The 23,284-nt window shown below is 40.2% G+C and carries 18 protein-coding genes and 1 tRNA gene; 14 read left to right on the forward strand and 5 right to left on the reverse strand.

Annotated features, from left to right (window positions below):
* Positions 1–975: 975 nt before the first annotated feature.
* Complete coding sequence (locus V7K89_RS04140) at positions 976–1,590, reverse strand: fasciclin domain-containing protein (RefSeq protein ID WP_335184610.1); 615 nt, start codon at positions 1,588–1,590, stop codon at positions 976–978.
* Between the two features lie 295 nt (positions 1,591–1,885).
* Complete coding sequence (gene gyrB / locus V7K89_RS04145; protein ID WP_335184612.1) at positions 1,886–3,823, reverse strand: DNA topoisomerase (ATP-hydrolyzing) subunit B; 1,938 nt, start codon at positions 3,821–3,823, stop codon at positions 1,886–1,888.
* 49 nt (positions 3,824–3,872) lie between these two features.
* On the opposite strand from gyrB, the gene V7K89_RS04150 reads away from it, so the two are divergent.
* Together V7K89_RS04150 and miaA are read left to right on the forward strand one after the other, a co-directional pair.
* A complete protein-coding gene (locus V7K89_RS04150) occupies positions 3,873–4,061 on the forward strand; it encodes a hypothetical protein (RefSeq protein WP_335184614.1) in 189 nt (62 codons plus the stop codon).
* 24 nt (positions 4,062–4,085) lie between these two features.
* The gene (gene miaA / locus V7K89_RS04155; RefSeq protein WP_335184616.1) at positions 4,086–4,988 is read left to right on the forward strand and encodes a tRNA (adenosine(37)-N6)-dimethylallyltransferase MiaA; all 903 of its coding nucleotides are present in this window, start codon (positions 4,086–4,088) and stop codon (positions 4,986–4,988) included.
* A gap of 58 nt (positions 4,989–5,046) precedes the next feature.
* Here the strand turns inward: miaA and V7K89_RS04160 are convergent, their stop codons facing one another.
* Positions 5,047–5,691 (reverse strand): Uma2 family endonuclease, encoded by a 645-nt coding sequence (locus V7K89_RS04160; RefSeq protein ID WP_335184659.1) that lies wholly within the window; start codon positions 5,689–5,691, stop codon positions 5,047–5,049.
* Positions 5,692–5,900: 209 nt separating this feature from the next.
* On the opposite strand from V7K89_RS04160, the gene V7K89_RS04165 reads away from it, so the two are divergent.
* A complete protein-coding gene (locus tag V7K89_RS04165) occupies positions 5,901–6,782 on the forward strand; it encodes a serine/threonine-protein kinase (protein WP_335184618.1) in 882 nt (293 codons plus the stop codon).
* Here V7K89_RS04165 and vapB read toward each other — a convergent pair.
* Positions 6,759–6,992, reverse strand: a complete 234-nt coding sequence (gene vapB / locus V7K89_RS04170; protein WP_335184620.1) for a type II toxin-antitoxin system VapB family antitoxin — start codon at positions 6,990–6,992, stop codon at positions 6,759–6,761. The two genes, V7K89_RS04165 and vapB, sit on opposite strands and share 24 nt — an antisense overlap.
* A 224-nt stretch (positions 6,993–7,216) precedes the next feature.
* Here vapB and glcD point away from each other — a divergent pair, with 224 nt between their 5' ends.
* From glcD to V7K89_RS04195, 5 genes are all read left to right on the forward strand, one after another.
* Complete coding sequence (gene glcD, locus V7K89_RS04175; protein WP_335184622.1) at positions 7,217–8,692, forward strand: glycolate oxidase subunit GlcD; 1,476 nt, start codon at positions 7,217–7,219, stop codon at positions 8,690–8,692.
* A 284-nt stretch (positions 8,693–8,976) separates the two neighbouring features.
* Positions 8,977–10,215, forward strand: a complete 1,239-nt coding sequence (locus tag V7K89_RS04180) for a glycoside hydrolase family 10 protein (RefSeq protein ID WP_335184623.1) — start codon at positions 8,977–8,979, stop codon at positions 10,213–10,215.
* Entirely contained in the window at positions 10,215–10,778 is a 564-nt protein-coding gene (locus V7K89_RS04185; RefSeq protein WP_335184625.1) for a hypothetical protein, read from the forward strand. The genes V7K89_RS04180 and V7K89_RS04185 overlap by 1 nt, the downstream gene beginning before the upstream one ends.
* 325 nt (positions 10,779–11,103) lie before the next feature.
* Positions 11,104–13,353 (forward strand): GAF domain-containing protein, encoded by a 2,250-nt coding sequence (locus tag V7K89_RS04190; RefSeq protein WP_335184627.1) that lies wholly within the window; start codon positions 11,104–11,106, stop codon positions 13,351–13,353.
* A 68-nt stretch (positions 13,354–13,421) separates the two neighbouring features.
* Positions 13,422–13,493 (forward strand) — tRNA-Lys (locus V7K89_RS04195).
* Between the two features lie 1,370 nt (positions 13,494–14,863).
* On the opposite strand, the gene cas12k is transcribed toward V7K89_RS04195, so the two are convergent.
* The gene (cas12k, locus tag V7K89_RS04200) at positions 14,864–16,771 is read right to left on the reverse strand and encodes a type V CRISPR-associated protein Cas12k (protein ID WP_335184629.1); all 1,908 of its coding nucleotides are present in this window, start codon (positions 16,769–16,771) and stop codon (positions 14,864–14,866) included.
* A 67-nt stretch (positions 16,772–16,838) separates the two neighbouring features.
* On the opposite strand from cas12k, the gene V7K89_RS04205 reads away from it, so the two are divergent.
* Genes V7K89_RS04205 through V7K89_RS04230 form a run of 6 tightly spaced genes read left to right on the forward strand, consistent with a single transcriptional unit; the run spans position 16,839 to position 23,238 of the window.
* Positions 16,839–17,267 (forward strand): MerR family transcriptional regulator, encoded by a 429-nt coding sequence (locus tag V7K89_RS04205; protein WP_335184631.1) that lies wholly within the window; start codon positions 16,839–16,841, stop codon positions 17,265–17,267.
* Between the two features lie 25 nt (positions 17,268–17,292).
* Positions 17,293–19,683: an EcoAI/FtnUII family type I restriction enzme subunit R gene (gene hsdR, locus V7K89_RS04210; RefSeq protein WP_335184633.1), complete on the forward strand. Its 2,391-nt coding sequence runs from the start codon at positions 17,293–17,295 to the stop codon at positions 19,681–19,683.
* Positions 19,684–19,721: 38 nt separating this feature from the next.
* Positions 19,722–20,768: a hypothetical protein gene (locus tag V7K89_RS04215; protein WP_335184635.1), complete on the forward strand. Its 1,047-nt coding sequence runs from the start codon at positions 19,722–19,724 to the stop codon at positions 20,766–20,768.
* 28 nt (positions 20,769–20,796) lie between these two features.
* Positions 20,797–22,593 carry a class I SAM-dependent DNA methyltransferase gene (locus V7K89_RS04220; RefSeq protein WP_335184637.1) on the forward strand — a complete coding sequence of 599 codons (1,797 nt, stop codon included), beginning with the start codon at positions 20,797–20,799 and terminating at the stop codon, positions 22,591–22,593.
* Positions 22,594–22,609: 16 nt separating this feature from the next.
* On the forward strand, positions 22,610–22,834 hold the full coding sequence (locus V7K89_RS04225) for a hypothetical protein (protein ID WP_335184638.1): 225 nt from the start codon (positions 22,610–22,612) through the stop codon (positions 22,832–22,834).
* Positions 22,834–23,238 (forward strand): type II toxin-antitoxin system VapC family toxin, encoded by a 405-nt coding sequence (locus tag V7K89_RS04230; RefSeq protein WP_335184640.1) that lies wholly within the window; start codon positions 22,834–22,836, stop codon positions 23,236–23,238. Before V7K89_RS04225 ends, V7K89_RS04230 begins: the two co-directional genes overlap by 1 nt.
* The last annotated feature ends 46 nt before the right edge of the window (positions 23,239–23,284 follow it).

Genomic DNA, 23,284 nt, shown 5'->3' on the forward strand with positions numbered 1-23,284 from the left:
AAGTGCACTATATGTTAAATCAGACTATTCGTCTTAACCTACCATTTTTACATTTCCTTCATAAATTAAGCATCCCTCAAACTAAAACAGATTTTGTCCTTGGGTAAATACAACAACGGTGGTGCTTGCCTGAAAGCAGTTAACCTTCTGTGTACTAACTACCTTAACTGAGGAGTTGAGGCGGTGGCAGAATCAATCTGATCGCAGATCAATTTAGGTTTACTAATTTGGTCTTATTCACACGTTAGCGCACTGTGGTGATTTCAGCCCTATGAAACTTGACAAACTTTTTTTATTGTATACAAAGATATTTTAATCAATTCAAAAACAATTTGTCCTGCGAACTTGCCAATATTGTCTTAATCTTAGGCAAAAGTACATTCGATACATACAATCTGATCGCGAGTACTATGGTACTATATGAAGATATTAACAAGTTTTCAGCCTTATAGTGTTTACTTTCAATAGTTATTATCACGAACACAGAGAACCCAGCAGATTACCTGATGATTTAGTTACAAAAACTTTTTACGTAAACAATATGTCAATTTAAATACTTTTACTTCAGTAATTTCCTATCATCTGATGATGATAAATCCTCAAAATACTTATTAATTGCTGTTGGATAGATGATATTTAGTTATTTTCTTAAAGCATAACAAATGTGTTTCTAGCAGGTGGTTCAAATTAATCAGTGAGTCAGAGCAAAGAGTATTATCTGGACTAAATTTCCAATAAAGTTAGTAGTTATGTTAACAATCGAGTATTGATTGTTTGGAAGGTATTGACAATAAGCAAATTATATGATTTTTCTATCCGATAAACTTGGAATATTTGTAGTTTTTGTATTATCAAATATTTGCTTTTGTAACAAGTTAACCTAAATTTTTAATTGATTGTTCGCGACTAGTTCAAAGTCAGGGAGGCTTTCAAAGCTATCCCTAACTAAAACTGGGGACTATGAACTTTGCTGAACTACCGTGGTGTTGGGGTGGTGTTTAGACTTGCAGGGAAATTAGGTGGGAGAAGTACCTGATCAACTACATGAACAATGCCGTTGCTAGCTGGGATATCTGGCTGAATCACCTTAGCATTGTTGACTGTGATTGAGTTACTGGCACGATCAACTGTGATTTTAACAGCACTACCCTCAACTGTTTTAACTTCTCCAGATGTCAATTGCTGGGAGGTAATTCCCCCAGGGATAACGTGGTAAGACAGAACCTTGATTAATCGTTGTTTGTTTGCTGGTTGTAAGAGTTGGTCTAGATTAGCTTTGGGTAAAGCAGAGAAAGCGGCATCAGTAGGTGCAAATATTGTGTAAGGGCCTGGTGTAGCCAATTGTTCAGTTAAGCCGGCAACTTGCACTGCTTGGATGAGAGTTTTAAACTGTCCTTGACTAGCTGCTGACTTTGCCAATTCTGCTAAATTTTGGGTGGCTATAGTGGCAGTAGGAGTTGGCGTGACGGGCGGAACAGTTGCTGTAGGAGTTTCTGCGACAGGTTGAGTGCAGGCAGACAGAGCAACTAAGCTACCTATGCCAATAATATTGAACAATGCTCTTTCTACTATGCCTTTGCTTGCTTTCATAGCTTTGTGTAGAATCTAGCTGAATAGGGAATTATTAACAATAGTTTATGAATTTATGGATATAGTCACTCATCTAACGACATAGTTTGTAGTAAAAAAATATTAATCTAAAACCTCTATAAAATACATAATTTGTCATCAACCAAAAGAGGTAGTTTTTATAATATTTGGGATAAAAAGTCTTTACTAAAATCTGTTGCAGTAATGTCAAGCAATACTTGAAAGCTAAAGATCCCCGATTTATCAAAGAAATCGGGGATCTTATTTTTTACGAATGACTTGAGACTGCTGGTATTTAGATATCTAGATCGGTGAAGTTGAGTTTAGAGCCATAAGTTTCGATGAATTCTCGTCTAGGTGCGACGCGATCACCCATTAAAATTGTGAAGATGCGATCGGCTTCTGCGGCATCCTCAATTTCGACTTGTTTCATTTTACGGGTTTCTGGGTTCATTGTGGTGTCCCAGAGTTGTTGTGGCATCATTTCACCCAAACCTTTGAAGCGTTGGATGGTGTAGTTGGCGTTAGCAGGAAATTTGGCGATTGTTTGATCTTTTTCGCGATCGCTATAGCAATACTCATGATTACGTCCCCGTTCGACTTTAAACAATGGGGGACAAGCAATATAAATAAAACCCTGTTCGATGAGCGATCGCTGATATCGATAGAAGAATGTTAACAACAAAGTCCGAATGTGTGCTCCATCTACGTCAGCATCCGTCATGATCACTATGCGGTGATAGCGCAGTTGGGTTGAATCGAATTCATCACCTTTAACACCTAAACCAAGTGCTGTAATTAACGATTGAACTTCGTTATTTTTATAGATTTTAGCGTCGTCAGTTTTTTCAATGTTAAGAATTTTACCACGTAGAGGCAAGATTGCTTGAGTGCGGCGATCGCGTCCTTGTTTAGCACTTCCACCTGCTGAGTCCCCTTCCACGATGAATATCTCAGATTCGCCAGGGTCACGAGAGCTACAGTCTGCCAATTTACCAGGTAATGGCGAAGATTCCAGTACAGATTTACGTCTGACTAATTCCCGTGCATGACGCGCGGCTTCTGCGGCTTTGAAAGCTTGGATAGCTTTATCTAAAATTGCATCAGCAACGCTGGGATGAAATTCTAGATACTCGGTAAGGACTTCTCCTACCAAAGAATCGACAATTCCCCGCACTTCGGTGTTACCAAGTTTGGTTTTGGTTTGTCCTTCAAATTCTGGGTCTGGGACTTTGACGGAAATTACGGCGGTCAGACCTTCACGGACGTGTTCGCCACTGAGGTTAGGTTCATTCTCTTTGATTTTATTGCGCTTGCGAGCGATCGCATTTAATGTCCGCGTCAGAACCGCCTTCAAGCCTTCTAAGTGCGTACCACCATCCACCGTGCGAATATTATTGGCAAAACCTAACACATTATCCGTGTAAGCATCAGTACACCACTGTAAAGAGACTTCCACTTGTACATTGTTCCGTTCTCCCTGCACATAGATAATTTCTTCATGCAACGGTTGTTTCTCACGGTTCATGTACGTAATGTACTCTTTGATCCCACCTTTGTACTCGTAGGTTTCTACCTTGGGTGTATCGCTTTTTAGTAGTTCTAAACGATGGTCAGTAAAAGTAATTTTGACACCTGCATTTAGATACGCTAATTCCCGTAGGCGACCTGATAAAGTAATGTAATCAAACTCAATACTATTAGTGAATATTTGGGTATCTGGCTTAAAAGTAACAGAAGTTCCAGTTCTAGCTTCTTTGTAAGGTTTGACTTGCAGATCGCTAACTGGGATACCACGTTCGTAGCGCTGAAGATGAACCTTTTTATCTCGCCAAACCGTAACTTCTACAACCTCAGATAGGGCATTAACAACAGAAATACCAACCCCGTGCAATCCTCCAGAAACTTTGTAACCACCGCCGCCAAACTTTCCACCTGCGTGCAGTACCGTCATTACGGTTTCCAAAGCCGACTTCCCGGTACGCGAGTGAGTATCGACAGGAATACCGCGACCATCATCTGTTACAGTCACAGAACCATCAGCGTTGATATCCACTTCTATATGAGTGCAATGACCCGCCAAAGCCTCATCGATTGAATTGTCCACCACCTCGTAAACTAGATGGTGGAGTCCTCGCGGTCCAGTGGTACCGATGTACATTCCTGGTCTTTTGCGGACGGCTTCCAGACCTTCCAGAACTTGAATCTGATCGGCACTGTAACTGCTCGTCATGTAAACTCTCCTGATGCGTGGGGTTGAAATCGCCTAAAGGCAAAGAAAAGTGAAAACACTCCAAAATTGTAACACAAAAGCCTTGCTGGCGTCTGTAGGGCATTTTCAAGAGAAGTTTATACTGGGGTTGCAGTACCGTGCAAGAAGAGCAGAGGAGCAGAGGGGCAGTGGAGCAGGGGGAGCAGCAGGAGAAGAACTATTAATTATTGCCCAATGTCTAATGCCCAATGCCCGATAACAAATGACAAATGACTAATGACTAATGACTAAATTAATTGTGATTTGTGGGGCGACGGCAACGGGGAAATCGGGTTTGGCTTTGGCTTTGGCGATGCGATTGGGTTCTGTAATTTTCAGTGCTGATTCTCGTCAAGTTTACCGTGAGTTTGATATTGGGACGGCGAAACCAACTGTAGCTGAACAAAAATTGGTGCGGCACTATTTGATAGATATCTGCGAGCCAACAGACATGATGACAGTAGCAGACTATCAAGAGCAAACACAAGCCTTAATTGCTTCTGTTGGTGTTATACCACTATTCCTAGTTGGTGGGACTGGTTTATACATCCGTTCTATTGTTCGAGGTATGAAAATTCCGAGAGTTGCACCACAAACAGAGTTGCGATCGCAGCTTGAATCTCTGGGTCAAACACAACTCTATGCAATGTTACAACAAGTTGATCCAGTTGCGGCACAAAAGATTCATGGCAACGATTCCGTGCGGACTTTACGAGCATTAGAGGTATTTTATGTAACTGGATATCCAATTTCAGAACAGCAAGGGGAGAATCCACCAAATTATCCGATTTTGCAAATTGGGTTAGATTGCGATGTTGAAATTTTGGCTGCTCGTATTCAACAGCGTACTGAGCAAATGATAGCAAATAGTTTGGTTAAAGAGGTGGAGAATCTTTGTCAAAAATATAGCGCTGATTTGTCTTTGTTAAATACTTTGGGCTATCAAGAAATCAAGCAGTATTTAGCTGGGGATATTTCCTTAGATGAAGCGAAAGAATTAACAATTTTGCATACGCGACAATTTGCCAAGCGACAACGCACTTGGTTTCGAGCAGATCCGCAAATTGAATGGTTTTATACGAATGATCCTGATTTATTAGAGAAGGTTTGGCTGCGTATAAATGAGTTTATAAGTTGCACAAGTTAGTGAAAAATTTTTTGCTGATGCAAAGACGCGAAAACTTTGCATTTTTACAGCGAGTGTCTTATAGAGTGTCGGGATCTATGCCCATAGCCCGTAGCCTATCTGCTAGTAATTGGGTGCGTTGTTCTGCTTGTTCGGCGCGTTGTTGTTCCTGTTCGGCGCGCTCATCCCCAGTCAGCAAAACATTACTATCTTGGTAGCACCAGCGTAACCAAGTATCCTGTCTGCCTTCAAATTCACCTTCCCACAGAGTTATACCTAAACCAACTTGTTCAAGCCAAGTTTCTGAAGTTTCAAAGTAACGCCTTCCCCTAAGTTCATAAATGCGTAGTACTTTTTCTCCTAATTGCTGGTTTGGGTCATATACGATGTAGTAACTAGCCCGCATCTGTTCATAAATTTGCAGCTTTTTGCCAAGTTCATCACCTTCTTTATTAGATACAATTTCGAGGACAACTTCGGGAGGTTTGCCAAAACGCCAAACCACATAACAACAATTTTGTTTTTCCCACCATTTTTCAGGTACTTGGACATCTAAGCTGAGAAAGACATCAGGTACTATTGCAGGTTGACCGTCTGTATGGTACATGCCAACATTAGCTGCTGCTAAAAAAGTCTGCTGCTGTAGAGAACTGTAAAGAGAGCCAATTAAAAAGCGTTTCTGTTTAGAAGTAGCAAAATTATCTAAAGTGTCATTTTCAGTGATTAACTAGTTAGCATCTGGCACATAATAACCATCATTATTGATTAAAACTTCCTGAATCATGACTTTATCGAGTATTTGAAAGCGTTATTTATAAATTAGTTGATTGGGAGTGAAAAGGTTTAAGCTAGCTTTGCACTGTGTATTCATAATTGGTGTAATCGAGATAATTATGTCAAAATATGCAGAAGTAAGCTTTAAACATCACGACAATGATTAAACCAATACTGCAAAATCGTTACAGAATTATTAAGCAATTAAAATCTGGGGTATTTGGAGGAATTTATTTGGCTGAAGATTTAAATATGCCTGCCATCCACAAATTTCAATGTGTTGTCAAACAATTACAGCCCGAGGTAATGAACCAAAGAATTATAGAAAGATTCGTTCAAGAAGGGGAAACTCTTTTGAAATTGGGTCAAAACCACAGTCAAATTCCCAAGCTGTTCAACTTTTTTGAGGAAAATCAAGAATTATACCTTGTTCAAGAATTTATTGACGGGCATGACTTAAGCCAGGAAATGACTTTTGGCAAGCAATCGAGTGAAATTGAAGTGATTAAGTTCTTACGAGAAATTCTTGAAGTGCTGGAATATGTTCACTATCATCGATATATCCATAGAGATATTAAGCCAGCTAATATCATGAGACGCTTTCGGGATGGAAAGTTAATACTGATTGATTTTGGTTTAAGGAAAGAAATAAATTTTTTAGGACAAGCCCCTTACAGTGTTGATGTTGGTACTCCTGGTTATAAGCCAAGTGAGCAGATAAATGGTACACCTATGTTTAGTAGTGACATTTATGCTGTGGGGATGACAGCAATTCAATTCTTGACTGGAATACCACCGCACCAATTTTCAAAAGACAATAGTGGTGAGGTAAATTGGCGGCATCTAGCCCAAGTAAGCGACAGGCTGGGTAATATTTTAACAAGAATGTTAAAAAATAATTTCTGTGAACGCTATCAAAATGCAAGTGAGGCATTACAAGCTTTAATAAAACTACAACCAATAAACCTTGATTTTTCTCAAGGATTAGCAGCAGTTAATGTTGGTGGTCGAGTTAGTTTATTTGGTTCTACCGCTCCTTAATTCATCAGGTAAAGGATCATTAAAATCATCACTTATCCAAATCTTACCTTGGTTTAAACCTAGTACCCGTTTCTGGGGTGATTGTTGGGGTTGAGCATATTTTTGTGGTAAAAATTCAACAAAATCTAACACCTGTTGTTGCTGTTCGGGTGCTAGGGTTTGCAGCTTTGCAATTAATTTTGAGGTAGAATCTAAAACTTGGTAAGTCATTTTACACTCTCCTGTTAAATGTCTGACTCTATGTTAATCTAACCCCACAATTAACAGAATATCTAGATTCTAACATCATTCAACGCACTCCTTAAGAGACATCGCACCTTCCGCACTTAAATTATGCGATCGCTTTTACTCACTCTTAACTGCTATTCTTGCAACAATAGTAATTACAGCTATACTAACCAGCCTGCAACATCTACCTTGAACTTTAAGAAACTATGCTTACTCAACAGAAACAGGACTTACGCAACTGGAAACCCATTATCAAAGCATTCGAGGCTGTCCTTGGCAAAAATGGCGTGGTGCAACGCCGCGAAGAACTCATTACCTATGAATGCGATGGTTTAACTGGCTATCGCCAACGTCCGGCTGTGGTGGTATTACCCAGAACTACAGAACAAGTTGCGGAAGTTGTGAAAATATGCAATCAATACTCTATACCTTTCATAGCACGCGGTTCTGGTACTGGTCTATCTGGCGGCGCTTTACCATTAGAAAATTCTGTTTTAATTGTCACTTCCTTAATGCGGCAAATCCTCAACATTGATTTGGAAAATCAACGCACAGTTGTACAACCAGGGGTGATTAATAGTTGGGTAACACAAGCTGTTAGTGGTGCTGGATTTTACTACGCTCCTGACCCTTCCAGTCAAATTATCTGCTCTATTGGGGGCAATATTGCTGAAAATTCTGGTGGTGTACATTGTCTCAAATATGGTGTTACCACTAACCACGTTTTGGGATTAAAAATTGTCACGCCAGAGGGGGAAATTGTTGATTTAGGTGGACAAATTCCAGAAATGCCTGGTTATGATTTAACAGGTGTTTTTGTTGGTTCCGAAGGTACATTAGGAATTGCCACAGAAATTACGTTGCGAATTCTTAAAAGTGCAGAATCAATTTGTGTGCTGTTGGCAGATTTTACTAGCATTGAAGCTGCTGGGGCAACTGTTTCTGACATCATCAGCGCCGGGATTATTCCTGGCGGTATGGAAATGATGGATAATTTCAGCATCAATGCGGTTGAAGATGTTGTCGCAACTAATTGTTATCCCCGCGATGCTACTGCTATTTTACTAATAGAAATTGACGGTTTAGAAGTGGAAGTTGCAGGAAATAAGCAGCGAGTTACTGAAATTTGTAAAAAGAATGGGGCACGAAATGTCACTTCTGCTACTGACCCAGAAACCAGATTAAAATTATGGAAAGGACGCAAAGCCGCTTTTGCTGCTGCTGGACATTTAAGCCCAGATTATTATGTACAAGATGGTGTAATTCCTCGAACTCAGTTGCCTTATGTTCTGCACGAGATTAAGACATTAAGTGAACAATACGGTTATCGTGTTGCTAATGTATTTCATGCTGGTGATGGCAATCTTCATCCGCTCATTCTTTATGATAATTCTGTGCCTGGAGCATTAGAGCAAGTAGAAGAAATGGGTGGAAAAATTCTCAAACTTTGTGTGCAAGTTGGTGGTAGTATTTCTGGCGAGCATGGCATCGGTGAGGAGAAAAAATGCTATATGCCACAGATGTTTAGCCAAGTAGATTTAGAAACTATGCAATGGTTACGGCAAGTTTTTAATCCTAAAGGGTTAGCAAATCCTGAAAAGATATTCCCCACACCACGAACTTGTGGTGAAGCAGCAAATACATCGGCACTCAAGCAATTTGAAGGTGTGGAAAGATTTTAAGAGTTAGGAGTTAGGAGTAGAGACGCAACGCCAGTCGCTACAACGGAGGGAACCCCCGCAACGCGCTGGCTCATTAATCGCGTCTGTACAGGAGTTAGGAGTCATAATTTATTAGGTTTTGGTATCGTTAAGTATATTCATCACCAAAGCTGGCTCCGTATTATTTGAAATATTCTGACTCCTAACTTCTGACTTCTGAATCATCATTTCTTTACATCATCCGGAGGATTACAACTTTATTTTGTAGTTATATATATTCCGATCGCACTAGGTCACGCTTACAAATGAATTGGGTTGCCCGCTGTTGTATTTCTTGCTTGCTATGTTTGGGATTAGTAATCGCTTTCACAGTTTTTTTTCCCTCTTCACCAGCAGTTTATTCCCAAAAAACAAGTTCTTTGACTACAGAAATTCGCGGCGTTTGGCTGACTAATGTTGCTAGTGGTGTACTATTTGTCCCTTGGGGTATTAATCGTGCTATAAATCAATTATCGGCTCTCAACTTTAATACAATTTATCCTGTAGTTTGGAACCGAGGACATACTTTTTATAAAAGTGCAGTAGCCAAAGTAACTACAGGCTCAGAAACTCAACCTTTGCTTAACTTCATGCATGGTGGACAAGATATTTTAGCAAAGATAGTGACACTTGGTAAAAATAAAGATTTGAGAGTCATCCCCTGGTTTGAATACGGGTTCATGACGCCACATTATTCACAATTAGCCAGGCGTTATCCCGATTGGTTGACAATTGGGCAAGAAGGTGTAAAGTCTACTCAAGATGCCCCGCCAGAAGAAATTGACAATATTTTAGTAACTAAGCTGGCCTGGTTGAATCCTTTACATCCGCAAGTCCAAGAGTTTATTCAAGAGTTAATCTTGGAAGTAGTCAGGAATTACGATGTAGATGGTATTCAGCTTGATGACCATTTTGGGATGCCTGTACAGTTCGGGTACGATCGCTTCACTATCGAACTCTATCAACAAGAGCATCAAGGTAAAAGTCCCCCAACTGACCCTTTTAACTCAGAATGGATGCGGTGGCGGGCAGATAAAATTACTGATTTCATGGCAGAAATTTACCAAGCTGTCAAGGCGGTTAAGCCCAAACTCAAAATATCTCTATCTCCTAACTATCAAGCTTTCGCTTATAAATACTATTTGCAAGACTGGGAAAATTGGGTAAAAAAAGGTTTAGTTAATGAGTTAATTTTGCAGGTATATCGAAATGACAAAAAGTCTTTTATCACTCAACTGGAACAACCATCTATAAAATTGGCTCAAAGTCTAATTCCTGTAGGTATTGGGATATCAACGGGAACCTTAGGAAATCCGGTGAAAATGGCACAAGTCAGAGAACAGGTTCAGGTAGTGCGCGATCGCAATTTTGATGGTATCTCCTTTTTTTACTGGGAGAGTCTATGGGGTTACATCGTACCAGAATCACCCCAACAGCGACGCAAAGGTTTTTTTGAGATGTTTAATGCAAAAACTGTCAGATTATTACAAACAAAGAAACTTTGATGCCATTCGCGCCTAAAAATACTAGATTTGGCTTGACATTACTGTGGACTTTAGCTACTTTTAGCGGATTTTTATTGAGTTTACTCTTTATTGAAGTCGGTGAAAAGCCAGATATTGGAGTAATGGAGGCGGCTATCGGCGGATTTGCGCTCGCACTTCCTCAAGGTTGTCTTCTCAAAGAACCTGTATTTTGTATCAGGTGGATTTTGTCAAGTCTTTTGGGTTGGAGTATCATCACCGCGATCGGTATTGGTGCGGTGGGTTGGATTGTACCTAGCACTCAGAGTCTTCCCCTAAGAATTTTGTCAGGGACGGTTTATGGTGGGCTTGGGGGCTTGGGAATTGGATTAGCACAATCGTTAGCAATTCCCCAACCTGTAGCGTGGCGATGGATATTTGTCTGTGCGGCAAGTTGGGCTGTTGCTGTCCCTGTAGGTTCTGCTGTGGGAACGATCTGGCGCTACTTAAGCCAGTTATTTTTAGGTGAAGTCATCGGATTAGGCATCACTTGGCTACTAGTTGGTATCCTCACAGGAATCAATGCTCACAAATTACGATTATAACTCCCCTTATTAAGAATTATAAATTTAATTGATATATACTTAGGTTTGCACTTCGATATATGCAAAAATCTTAAAAAACTGTTAAAAATAAATTGCAGAAAGTTTGCCTTCACCTGCAAATGTATTTTCACCTTCAAAAAGCAGGATTTTGTTAAGCTGACTTTTATTAGCTTTCCTAGATTTCTGACAAGAAGTAGAGAAAGAGCAAAATTCCGATGAGCAACGGCTGACAAGACTTTGCTATAGGCGCTAAAGTGCATCTACTACAAGCGTAACGACAAGAGAGCGCCTAGAAGAGTTAGTAATACAAGACAGGGACTCTCGCATGAATATAAATCCAATGGAATCAACTATGGAGTTGACAAAATTATCACCACCTCAAATTCTTTTTGGCACAGAAGTAGATGAAAAAAGTGGTAGCGAGCAGTTTCTACTAAGTATGTACGATTCTGTGCAGGCATCAATATTTGTAGTTGATGTTTTGGAGGATGGGGATTTTCGATATGTGGCCCTTAATCCCACTCATGAGCGGTGGATAGGGATTCGTTCAGACGATCTTCGGGGCAAAAAACCAGAGGATATTCTCTGTGCCATTGATGCTGCCAAAGTACGTCAGCATTATGCTGACTGCGTGCGATTCGGCACAACTATTTCTTACGAACAATGTTTGCAATTCCAGGGAGTTCCCACTTGGTGGAGTACGACTCTCACCCCACTAAAGGATGCTAACTCCAAGGTTTATCGACTAATTGGTACTAGTAGTAATATTACCCCTGCCAAGCAAGCAGAACAAGCAGTTGGACTCCAGGTTAAACGAGAGCAACTGCTAGAAGCGATCGCCGCACGGATTCACCAATCTGTAGAATTAGAGACAATTCTGCATCAGACTACAATTGAACTGCGGCAGTTTTTGAATTGCGATCGCGTGTTAATTTATCGTTTTGAGGCTGATGGTAGTGGAGTAATCATTGCCGAATCAACAATAGCTGCTATCGATCCCCTATTGGGAAAAAATATCACCGATCCCTGCTTTAGTGGCAAACATCCAGAACACTACAGACGAGGTTGCATTCAAGTTATCGAAGATATTTTTGCCGCCGACTTGCATCCTTGCCATATAGATTTCCTGACATCTTTGCAGATCAGAGCTAATCTTGTAGTGCCGATTTTTCAAAAGCAAGATATGTGGGGGCTATTGATTGCCCAGCATTGTCACCAATCGCGTCAATGGCAGCAAACGGAAACTGACTTGCTCAAACAGTTGGCAACTCAAATCGGCATTGCAGTCCAACAGGCAGAACTTCATCAGCAAATCGAGGATCTCAAAGCCAAGATGGAGTTACAGAAGCAGAAGCACATCAGTCAGTTGCAGCAGGTACGAAACTTTGAAGCCTTGGTGCAACGCATGACAGAACAAATCCGCGACAATTTGGATCAAACTCAGGTATTGCAGACACTTACCCAAGAATTAGCAAAGTTACTAAACCTTGAGCGTTGCCAAATTGAATTCTACAGTACCTGCCAAACTCTAGTTACGATTACTCACGAATACTGCATTAACTTACCCCAGTGTCAAGGATTAACCAAACAGATTGCAGATTATCTTGAAGTATATCAGCCGTTGTTGCAAAAACAACCATTACAATTTTTAGAAATTGTACCGGGATGGGAACCAAAGTTGCTAGTTATGTCCCAAATAGCTTGTCCAATTTTCGATACTCAAGGGATTTTGGGAAATATTTGGCTGACAAGACCATCACAAGAGGCTTTTGATGAATTTGAAATTGAGCTAATACAGCAGGTAGCAAATGAATGTGCGATCGCCATTCGTCAAGCCCAGCTTTACAAACAAAACCAAGCACAGGTAAAAGAACTAGAAAAATGCGATCGGCTCAAAAACCAATTTCTCAGAACTCTCTCCCAAGAACTGCGAACACCAATAACAAGCATTAGCCTTGCAGTCCAAACTCTCGAAAGTGTTCTCACACCAGCAGAAATATCAGAGATAGAAATAGTGCCGCAACTTTTGCAGATTCTGCATAACGAGTGTGGGCGAGAAAACAAGTTAATTAACGACCTACTTACACTCACATATCTCGAAGCCGAACCCGATCCCCCAACATTGATTGCCATTGACTTTCAAAGCTGGCTTCACCCCATTATCGAGTCTTTTCGAAACCTCACCATCTGCCAGCGACAGCAATTACACCTGACTGTCGATCATGCGCTACCGCCTTTAGAGACAGATATCACTGATTTGGAGCGGATTGTCACTGAACTGCTCAACCATGCCTGCAAATACACCCCAGCCGGAGAATTGATCGCAGTTTCTGCTCACTTGATCGGGGATACAGTCGAGCTTAATATTACCAATTCGGGAATAGAGCTTACCAGCAATGAACTCTCACGGATTTTTGAACCTTTTTATCACATTTCCAAACACGATCCTTGGAAACATAGCGGCACAGGGCTGGAATTGGCATTAGTGCAGAAAATGGTCAGACATTTAGGCGGTTCAATTTATGTAGAGAGTGCAGCAGGTCAAACCACCTTCACCGTCAAATTCCCCTTTTAATTGGTTTTTTGGATGCGACACTAGCTAAATTGTCAATAGTTGTGCTACACTACAATAGCTATTTGTATGGGTGACTAGCTCAACGGTAGAGCAGTAGACTCTTAATCTATTGGTTGCGGGTTCAAATCCCTCGTCACCCACTACTTCCAGCCCTTCTGTACATTAACTAATTATTTGTCACTGTTAACAGATTAATGTCAATTTTCACTAATTAATGTCATTGTTAACAGATTAATATCCTCTTTGAAAAATTAATGGCAGTTTAGAGAACTAGATTATGAATTACGCACTGCACAAATTTATTATCTTGTGCATTAACGTAAATACGTCGTTTCGGGCTTTTATTAATCATCCTTTGATAAATAGTGATCGCGTAAAAAGTAGCCATAGATCAAGGTTTAATGCCTGAAATCCATACTCCACATTTGGTCTTTCCTGTCAATGCGTAAGTCCTATAAATATAAATTTCCTATAATATTATTCCATTTATATCTCACTTTTAGGTGATTGCGATGCTTTAAAAGAAACCGCCTAGAATGCTTTTGCAAGATACCTAAAGTTGGTGATTGCAGCAAGAATCTATAACGTACTGTGCGTTTAATCTCACCTTGTTATAAAATATTCTTTTGTCCAAAACATTTACGACCAATAGATTAAGAGTCCTTTCAACCCACCGTTTTTAACAAAACTTTTGTAGCTAATCTGAAAAATAAGATATAAATCTTTATGACCCATCTCTATCCGAAGGGGTATTGAAACCTGAAGATGGTAAAGAATGGGCGACGTTGACCAGCTTCTTTCAACCCGCCTCTAGCTGGGAGGGGTGTTGAAACCTGGCAAGGAAGCTGAGGCTACTCAGGAGATTTATATCTTTCAACCCGCCTCTAGCTGGGAGGGGTGTTGAAACCACGCCCAGTCAGCCGGAGGTAGCTGCTCCAACTTACTTTCAACCCGCCTCTAGCTGGGAGGGGTGTTGAAACGCGGCATCATACAGACCGCTATGGTAATTCTAAACTTTCAACCCGCCTCTAGCTGGGAGGGGTGTTGAAACTCTGCGCTCCAAACCTTTGATTTGCCAACAGTTCTGAATACATTTTTGGCAAGTCTCCCAAAATCACCTATCAGTCAATACTTAAAAAAGTAAATCAATTGACACAGTAAAGGCTATAAACCTTACTAAATAAGCGATTTAGACTTTTGGCAGATCCCCAGGGAAATTGACCCCGCTTCGATTCGCCAAAAAATAATTAAGGTGGGTTCCTCCTTGATCGGAGGTGATTCAGTAGCCACCGCTGCGGTAAACCCGCACCTCTATTACTGGGGGCGCACCTAATTCCTATCCACAAGGGACAGCAGCATCAAGGTGGGTAGCTACTAGGGTCAGAAAGCAAGACTGTTTAACAGCAGTCAAACTAACCCAAATTTACACAGCACAGAAGCTTGTAACAAGCATGAACTGCGGCGCTATTGAGTATTCTTATTCTATTGTCAAGGTTCGGTGTTTTGTCAATCAGTTTATTTTGCGGGAATGGTAAGCTGCGAGCGCTAATTCTTTCGCTTTCTCTTGTGGACTACCTCGAATTGGCTGTTTTGACTCCTCTATCACAATTCCAGCTTTAACAGCTGACGAGTGAATATTTGCCATCAATCTGCTGTAACTCCATTGATGAACGCTAACTCGGTACTGTTTGGCATACTTTTGTTGAACTTCTATTAAGTCTGATTTTTGTTCAGCTTTGGCTTGAACCTCACTCTGAACTTGTTCTCGCATATTATCCAACTTAGGTAGAACAATACTTCCAGCAGAGTATGTTTGGGCGATCGCAATAATCTCTTTCGCCAATAATCTATCTATATATTCCCCTAATTCTGGTTCTCCAAACTGATTTGGTGCGGCAAGCGTTTGAGCTACTTGGCGTTGATGGGATAAAGAGTGCTTTTGCTGTCGCTGTCGATTTAGCAGTTTGTAGTCATCACCAAGTAGTTGTCTGATACTGCGATAGGTAAGGACTTTACCTGTAGTACCGTCTACGATTGCGACTGTTGCAGGCTTTTCTAAGCCGAGGCTAACACCGACAAGAATATGAGATTGACCTTTATATAAAGGTTTAGTAGGGCGAGGAAAAGGGTTATTAATTTTGTCTAAGGTAGAGTTTTTCCGTTTGATATGAGCTTGCTGTTTCTCATTAAGCTTGCCTTTGGCTTTTGTATTGGTGATAATTTTAGCGATTTTTTCGGCTTTCTCTTCCCTTACTTGATCGGTTCCTTCAGTCGTCCATAGGCGGGTATCTACAGAACAGTAGAGGGTTAAACGATTAAGATTCCAAGGATCGCCTTTGCCTTCCTCTTCTTGCCAAGCAATACGCCCACTACGCAGGGTGAATAGGCTACTGGAGTGTTGATTTTTGCTATTTTTCTTAATTTGTTGATCTTCTAGGAAGCGTTGAAACCAGTGAAGTTGGCGAGAATCACAATAAACTTGAAAGCTATGCTCACTCAAACCGTTGAATTTTATACAGATGCGCCCGAACTGGTTTTTAAACCAAGTCATGTCTCCGTTGCTTTCGTAAGCTACTGGGAAAGGTACTTTGCTGGATTGCCTTAAAAGGCTGTCTTGCCAAGATTTTGCCTCGGACTCATTTGTTGGAACGTTATGAGCGGCAACAACAATAGTTTCTAACCATTTGGCAGATGTTAAATCTCTACCTTTGGGAATTCGTGTTTCTAGCTGTTTTCTGAGGCGTTCAATTTGAATTTCAAGTTTACGGCGGCGTTGAGCAAATTTTTTAGCGTCTTCCTCTTTATCGTTTATTTTACAACCATTTTTTAGTAAATAGCTGGTGGCACATTGAGTCAAGTTATCTTCTGTCTTGCGATAGGACTCAAATAAGTTCTTTGATAAATTGTTGCTATCTGAATTTTGAGATTTTTTGCGCTTTTTAGCTTTTTTCCCATTCGTTGATTGAGTTTTAGCAGTATTAAGGGGAGCAAATTCAGCCAAAACTTCAGCAGCTATAGTGCGAAGACTATCTAAGCTGACACCACTATTTTCGACCAATTCAACATCACTTTTGAGCATTTCCAACCAGCGAATTTTGCCTTCTAGTTGGAACTGCGATCGCTTCATCAGGGCAAACCATGATTTATATATGTAGTTCACTGTGGCGATCGCACTCGTATAAAACCGTCCAGGCTGACCAATAAAGCGAGGATCAGTTTTTAAAGGTTGGCAAAGTTCTTTGACAACACTAGTGGGGTGTTTGCCTTTTTGCCGCCAAGTTTCAAACTTTGGGTGTTGACTTACCTGACGTAGTAGTTCATTAATCAGTGGCGTATTTAACTCCGCCATCAACTTCCATAGTTGCTGGCGTGATGACTCTGAGGCTACAAGGCGACACTGAATAGTGATTTTACTCATCGTTTTAAAATAATATTGTCTAATAGTAACATATTTGTTTAAATAAGTCTTCTGTAAAATAAATTGTATGCAGGAGACATTTTTTACAAGCAAGGAAGCTGCTGAAATCACAGGCTGTACCCTCCGTCAGCTACAGTATTGGCGAGAAAGGGGAGTAATTGTTCCTGTCATCAGTGAGACTGGAACTGGACGTAGTATTTATTACTCAAAATCAAACTTGCTAGAATTGGCTGCAATGTCATATTGGTTATCTGTGGGATTAAGTTTTGACATAGCCAGCACCACGCTGAAAAAGCTGAAAGACCAAGAGCCAGAGCTATTTATTTCAGGTAAAGGCAAGCGGTTTATGTTATTGCCGGAAGTACAGAAGCGATCGCTTGAGCTTGTGGAGTATGACAGAAAAAAGGCGATCGCATCTTTAGATGAAGGTAAGCCTGTGATTCCCGTGTGGTTGGACGAGATTTATCAGAGGTTAGCGGTTAAATTGGACGAGTAAATAATGAAGTCAAGAAAAATAAGAAATGAGCAATGAAGCGAATACTTGCCGTAAGTATGTGGAGCCAAAGTTAAAGGATGCAGGATGGGAAACAGAATCCCATGCATACTATGAGCAGTATTACTTTACTGATGGCAAGATTCGCCCGAAAAATAAGCACCAATCTCGTGGCAAACGGAAATTTGCAGACTATTTACTGCTATATAACGGAGAATTTCCCTTAGCCGTGGTGGAAGCAAAGCGAAAACACAAAACACCAGATGAGGGACTGGAACAGGCGATAGACTACGCCAATCTTCTAGGGGTGAGGTTTGCTTACTCTACTAACGGACAAGGGATTGTAGAATTTGATTTCATCACGGGTAAACAATCTGATGTAATAGACTCTTTTCCCAGTCCTGATGAACTTTGGCGACGATTAACAGGGGAAGCTAAAGAGCAAATTAGAGAGGACATAGCAGAAAAACTGTTGACTCCGTTTTATCCAATTCCAGATAAACCACTGCGTTACTATCAACGAAATGCGATTAATGCTGCACTAGCAGCAATTTTTAAAGGTCAAAAGCGCCTACTGCTGACAATGGCAACGGGAACAGGTAAAACTACTGTTGCTTTCCAAATTGCTTGGAAACTGTCAAGTTTGGAGTGGAATGCTTCTGGAGAATCTCGTTCCCCTAGAATTCTGTTTTTGGCAGATCGGAATGTGCTGGTAGATGACCCGATGAATAAGGATTTTTCTGCGTTTAATCAGGAGAAAATTTACAAAATTCAGGGGGAAGCGAAAAAAGGACGTGACCTCTACTTTGCTATTTATCAAGCAATTGGTGATACACAATATAGCTTTGGACTTTACAGAGAATATAGTCCTGATTATTTTGACTTGATTATTGTTGATGAGTGTCACCGGGGTAGCGCCAGGGATGAAAGTAACTGGCGACAAATTCTGGAACATTTTGAACCAGCGTATCAGTTGGGACTGACAGCGACACCGCTACGCGATGATAACGTTGATACCTATCGCTACTTTGGCAATCCCCTTTACACATATTCCCTCAAACAAGGGATTGATGATGGTTTCTTAGCTCCCTATCGAGTTTATCGGATTACTACCCGTTCCGATCGGGAAGGATGGCGACCTAACGCTGGACAGATTGACCGTTATGGAAGAACAATTCCCAATGAAGTTTATCTCACCCCAGACTTTGAGCGGAAATTGGTAAGAGAAGCGCGGACAAAAGCGATCGCCCAACATATTACTGATTTTTTGAGAAGTGGCGATCGCTATGCCAAAACCATTGTCTTTTGTGTCGATGAGGAACACGTTAAGGCAATGATTAAGGAATTACGCAACCTCAACAGCGATATCACCAGAACAAATCCTGACTACATAACTCGCATTACCTCTGATGCTGGTGATGTTGGTAAAGGACATCTCTACAAATTTAAAGATGTCTTAGATGAAACTCACATTATTGCTGTTACTGCTAAGTTGCTAACAACAGGGGTAGATATTCCCACCTGTAAAAATGTTGTGCTTGCTCGTGTTATTCGTTCAATGACAGACTTTAAGCAGATTATTGGACGGGGAACTCGTGTACGAAAAGAACGGGGGAAGCGATCGTTTAATATACTCGACTATACCAATAGCACGGTGTTGTTTGAAGATAGAGATTTTGATGGAGAACCCGCACTTATTAATGAATCAGAGATTGATGATCGGGGGAAAATACTCTCTGAACATGAGGAGGAGTTGGAGTCAGCAGAGTTAGAAGAGGAAACAGACGACTTGGAAGAGGATGAAAAGTCTGGATTTTGGGGAATCCCAGATGATGATGACGAACCACCTCGGAAATATTACGCTGACGGGGGAAGTGAAGAAATTGTTGAAGAGAAAATTTATGATTTAAACCCAGATAATCAACTGCACTTGTCTCGATTAATTGACTACACTAGAGAACAAGTTAGGATTCTCTATCGTTCTACCATAGAAATACAGCAACGCTGGGCAGATCCAGAGCAGCGTTCAGAGATTATTGAGTTGTTGGCAGATCGGGGGATTGATTTTGATGAGTTAAAACAAGTTACTAAGCTTCCCGAAGCTGACCCTTTTGATTTACTATGTCATATTGCCTTTGATGCTCCGGTGCTGACTTGCAAGCAACGGGCTGAAAGGTTGCGTCGTCGCAAGGCTGACTTTTTTGAGCAATATGGGGAGGATGCTAGGGCAATTTTAGAAATACTTTTGGACAAGTATGCAGAAAAAGGAGTTGAGGAATTTAATATTCCAACCACATTTAAGGCTAACCGCGAATTTGATAAATATGGCAACGTAGTAGAAATTGCTCAACGGTTTGGGGGTGTTCAGGAATTGAAAAAAGCGGTAAATTATTTACAAAATTTACTTTACACTGCCTAAAATCGTAAACAGTTTTAAATAAAATTACTGAGAGATTGATGAATAAAACAAATAATAATTTACGTATAGGTTTAGAAGAAAATTTTTATCATTCTTTCAAAAGAGGCTATGAATTGTACATTGAATCAAAAAATAATCAAGATGCTTGGTTACTCGAAGAATCAATAATTTGGATTCAGCATGTAATTGAAATTGGATTGAAGTTATTACTAATTCAAACAAACGAATACTTAATTTTTACAAATATAAATGATGCAATTAATAAATTTGAGAAGCTTATTAATACAAAACCTAATGCTACTATAATCGATGTCTTTGAAGAGGATGATTCCCCACATTCAATTGGATGTGAAGATGCTTTAAAACGAGCGCGTATAATGCTGGGTCTAGAGGAATTAAAAAAAGGAGATAATAATCAAGAAACTTTAGGCGACAAGATTCTTGATCTTAATAAATATCGAAATCGAATAACTCATTTTTCTGTACAGTTAAATACTGGAAAAATTATTACTCTACTGGGAGAAATTATTACAGATTTTTTGTCACTTCTAGAAAGAAATATCAAAAACCAAGAGTTTACTGAGAGATATATTCCAGAGATTCGCTGCATAGATTCACCTATGCGTTCCCCGTTTACGGAAATGACCAAAGGTGTAAAAAATAGAATATTAAATTTGATAAAATTATTTGATAATCAAAAATTTTCAGGTGATTTTTTTGACAGAGAGGGGCAGGAAATATGCCTGCCTAAATTTAAATATGAAAGTTTGTCCATTATAGAAGATTGGGGATCTGCTGTAATAATATTAGCAGAAACTTTAAATGAAGAAAAGTGGATAATTTTTATCCAAACAGGGTTTTTTAGTTATGATAAAATTCAGTTTGTTTGGCACAATATGATAATTAACATCGCAGGAGAACAACAAAATTTTCAAGGTTGGTTGGTGAACTTTGTTGGTAATGATCTAGTGAGAAAACATTCTAATAATGTATCACTAGGTGATAATTTACGTCGATTAGGTATTTTAATATCTAATCAAGATAATATACAAAAATTAGAAGAAAAATTAACCTATAAGAATTAAGATAAGGTTTTTTATTAATTGACAATCAATGCCCAAACGCACTACCAAACAAAACGATAAAACCATAACTACAGCACAAAAACTAGGAAGCGTGATTAAGTCAGCGCGTGACATCATGCGGACGGATAAGGGATTAAATGGAGAATTAGACCGTCTTCCCCAGTTGACTTGGATTATGTTTTTGAAACTTTTGGATGATTCCGAGAAACTGCATGAGGTGGAAGCAGAGTTAGAGGGAATTTCCTATAAACCAACTATTCAACCGCCTTATCGCTGGCGAGATTGGGCAGCTAATGAAAATTTTACTGGCGATCACCTGAAAAGTTTCATCAACAATGATGAGGCAATTTCACCAGAAGGCATCAAAGGTGCAGGGTTACTCGCCTATTTGCGGAATCTCAAAAGCAAAACCGGACGCGATCGCGCTGATGTCATCGCCAAGGTGTTCAAAGATGTCACTAACCGCATGATTAGCGGGACTTTGCTGTGGGATGTGCTAAGTAAGGTAAATGAGATTCACTTTGATAAATCAGAAGAAGTGAACCTCCTTAGCACCCTTTATGAGTCGATGCTGAAGGAAATGCGGGACGCTGCGGGAGATTCGGGAGAATTTTACACCCCCCGTCCGGTAGTGCGGTTTATTGTGCAAGTGATGGAACCGAAGCTGGGGGAAACGATTTTTGACCCTGCTTGCGGAACTGGTGGTTTTTTGGTGGAGGCGTATGAGTACCTGAAAAAGAATTGTAGCGCCCAAGATTGGCAGATATTGCAAAAAAGCATTATTGGCGCTGAGGCAAAATCCTTGCCTTTGATGTTAGCGCACATGAGTTTGTTGTTACATGGGTTTGAATATCCCGATATTGATGATGGTAATAGTCTGCGGTTTACCCTTGCGGAGATGGGTGAAAAAGATTGGGTAGACGTGATTCTCACAAATCCGCCGTTTGGGGGTGAGGAGGAAGACAGAATTAAAAATAACTTTCCCCCAGATAAACAAACCAAAGAAACGGCGTTGTTATTCCTTCAGTTGATTATGCGTCGTCTCAAACAAAAACCAAAACCAGGACGCGCCGCAGTAGTATTTCCTAATGGGGTGCTATTTGGGGATAATACTTGCGCCAAATTGAAGGAAGATTTATTCAAGGATTTTAATCTGCATACCATTGTCCGTTTACCTAATGGGGTGTTTGCACCTTATACCGGCATTCCCACAAATTTGTTATTTTTTGACCGTTCTGGACAAACGGATAACATTTGGTACTATGAGTTACCTTTACCAGAAGGACGGAAAACTTACACCAAAACTAAGCCGATACAGGATGAAGATTTTGCTGAATGTGTGGCATGGTGGAAGAACCGAGAAGAGAATGGACAGGCTTATAAGTATAACTTTCGGGAAACTTATAAGCAGGCTAGAAAAGAAGCAACACCTCATTGGGATGCTGCAAAGAAAGCACAAGAAACAGCTAATCAGCTTGCAAAGACAGTTAAGCAATTAACTGAGAAAATCCAAGGTTTACAAAATTCGATTTTAGACTTTTTGCCAGCGAAAGATATTGCACGGATTAAGAATCAAATTCAGGTAGTCAAGGATGAGGTCAAACAGGCTCAAGCTGAAGAGCGAAGTCAGCGCGAGATTGCTAAAGATGAAAATGCTAAAGGAGATGCTATTTACTGGGCAATTTATAATCTTGACCGCAAAAATCCGAATAATCAGCAGGATTTTGAGCATTTACCGCCTGAGCAGTTAGTGGCTGATATCTTAGAAAAAGATAGGCGAGTAGCTGAAATTATGGCAGAGATTCAAGCGCTTTTGGGAAGTTAAATCAGGAGAAAGTTAGATGAATATCGAGGAAGCAGTGTTAGAAAGATTACGCCAGTTACCTATTGATAAACAGCAGCAACTATTAGATTTTGCAGAATTTTTATCTCAAAAAACGACTCCCAAGACTATTTTACGGACTGTTAGAGGATTATGTGCTGATTTAAAAGTAGATATTACTGAAGAAGATATTACTCAAGCGCGTCAAGAAATGTGGGGTAATTTTCCCAGGGATATTGTTTAATGACATCGATAGTAGCAGATACACACACTTTAATTTGGTACGTTTTTGACTTGCAGAGATTGTCTCAAGCCGCATTAACAGCGTTGGAACAAGCAGTTAATATAGGTAATCCTATTTACGTATCAGCTATAACAGTCATAGAAATTGCTTATTTAGTTGAGAAGGGACGCTTTGCTGAAGAGGTATTAACACGAATTTTAAACGCTTTGGATGACCCCAATGCAGGCATTGTACTTGTACCTCTGGATCGGAATGTTTCAGGAGTAATTCGGCAAATTGATCGGGTAACTGTTCCTGATATGCCTGATAGGATTATTGCGGCTACAGCTTTTTATTTGGGTATTCCTTTAGTTACTCGTGATTTGCGGATTAGAGCTTTAACCACTATTAAAACTATTTGGTGAAAAAAATTGCTTAAACACATTATTACTGAGGGTGATTTATGAGTAA

The organism is Nostoc sp., assembly GCF_036917515.1.
Classification (GTDB): Bacteria; Cyanobacteriota; Cyanobacteriia; order Cyanobacteriales; family Nostocaceae; genus Nostoc.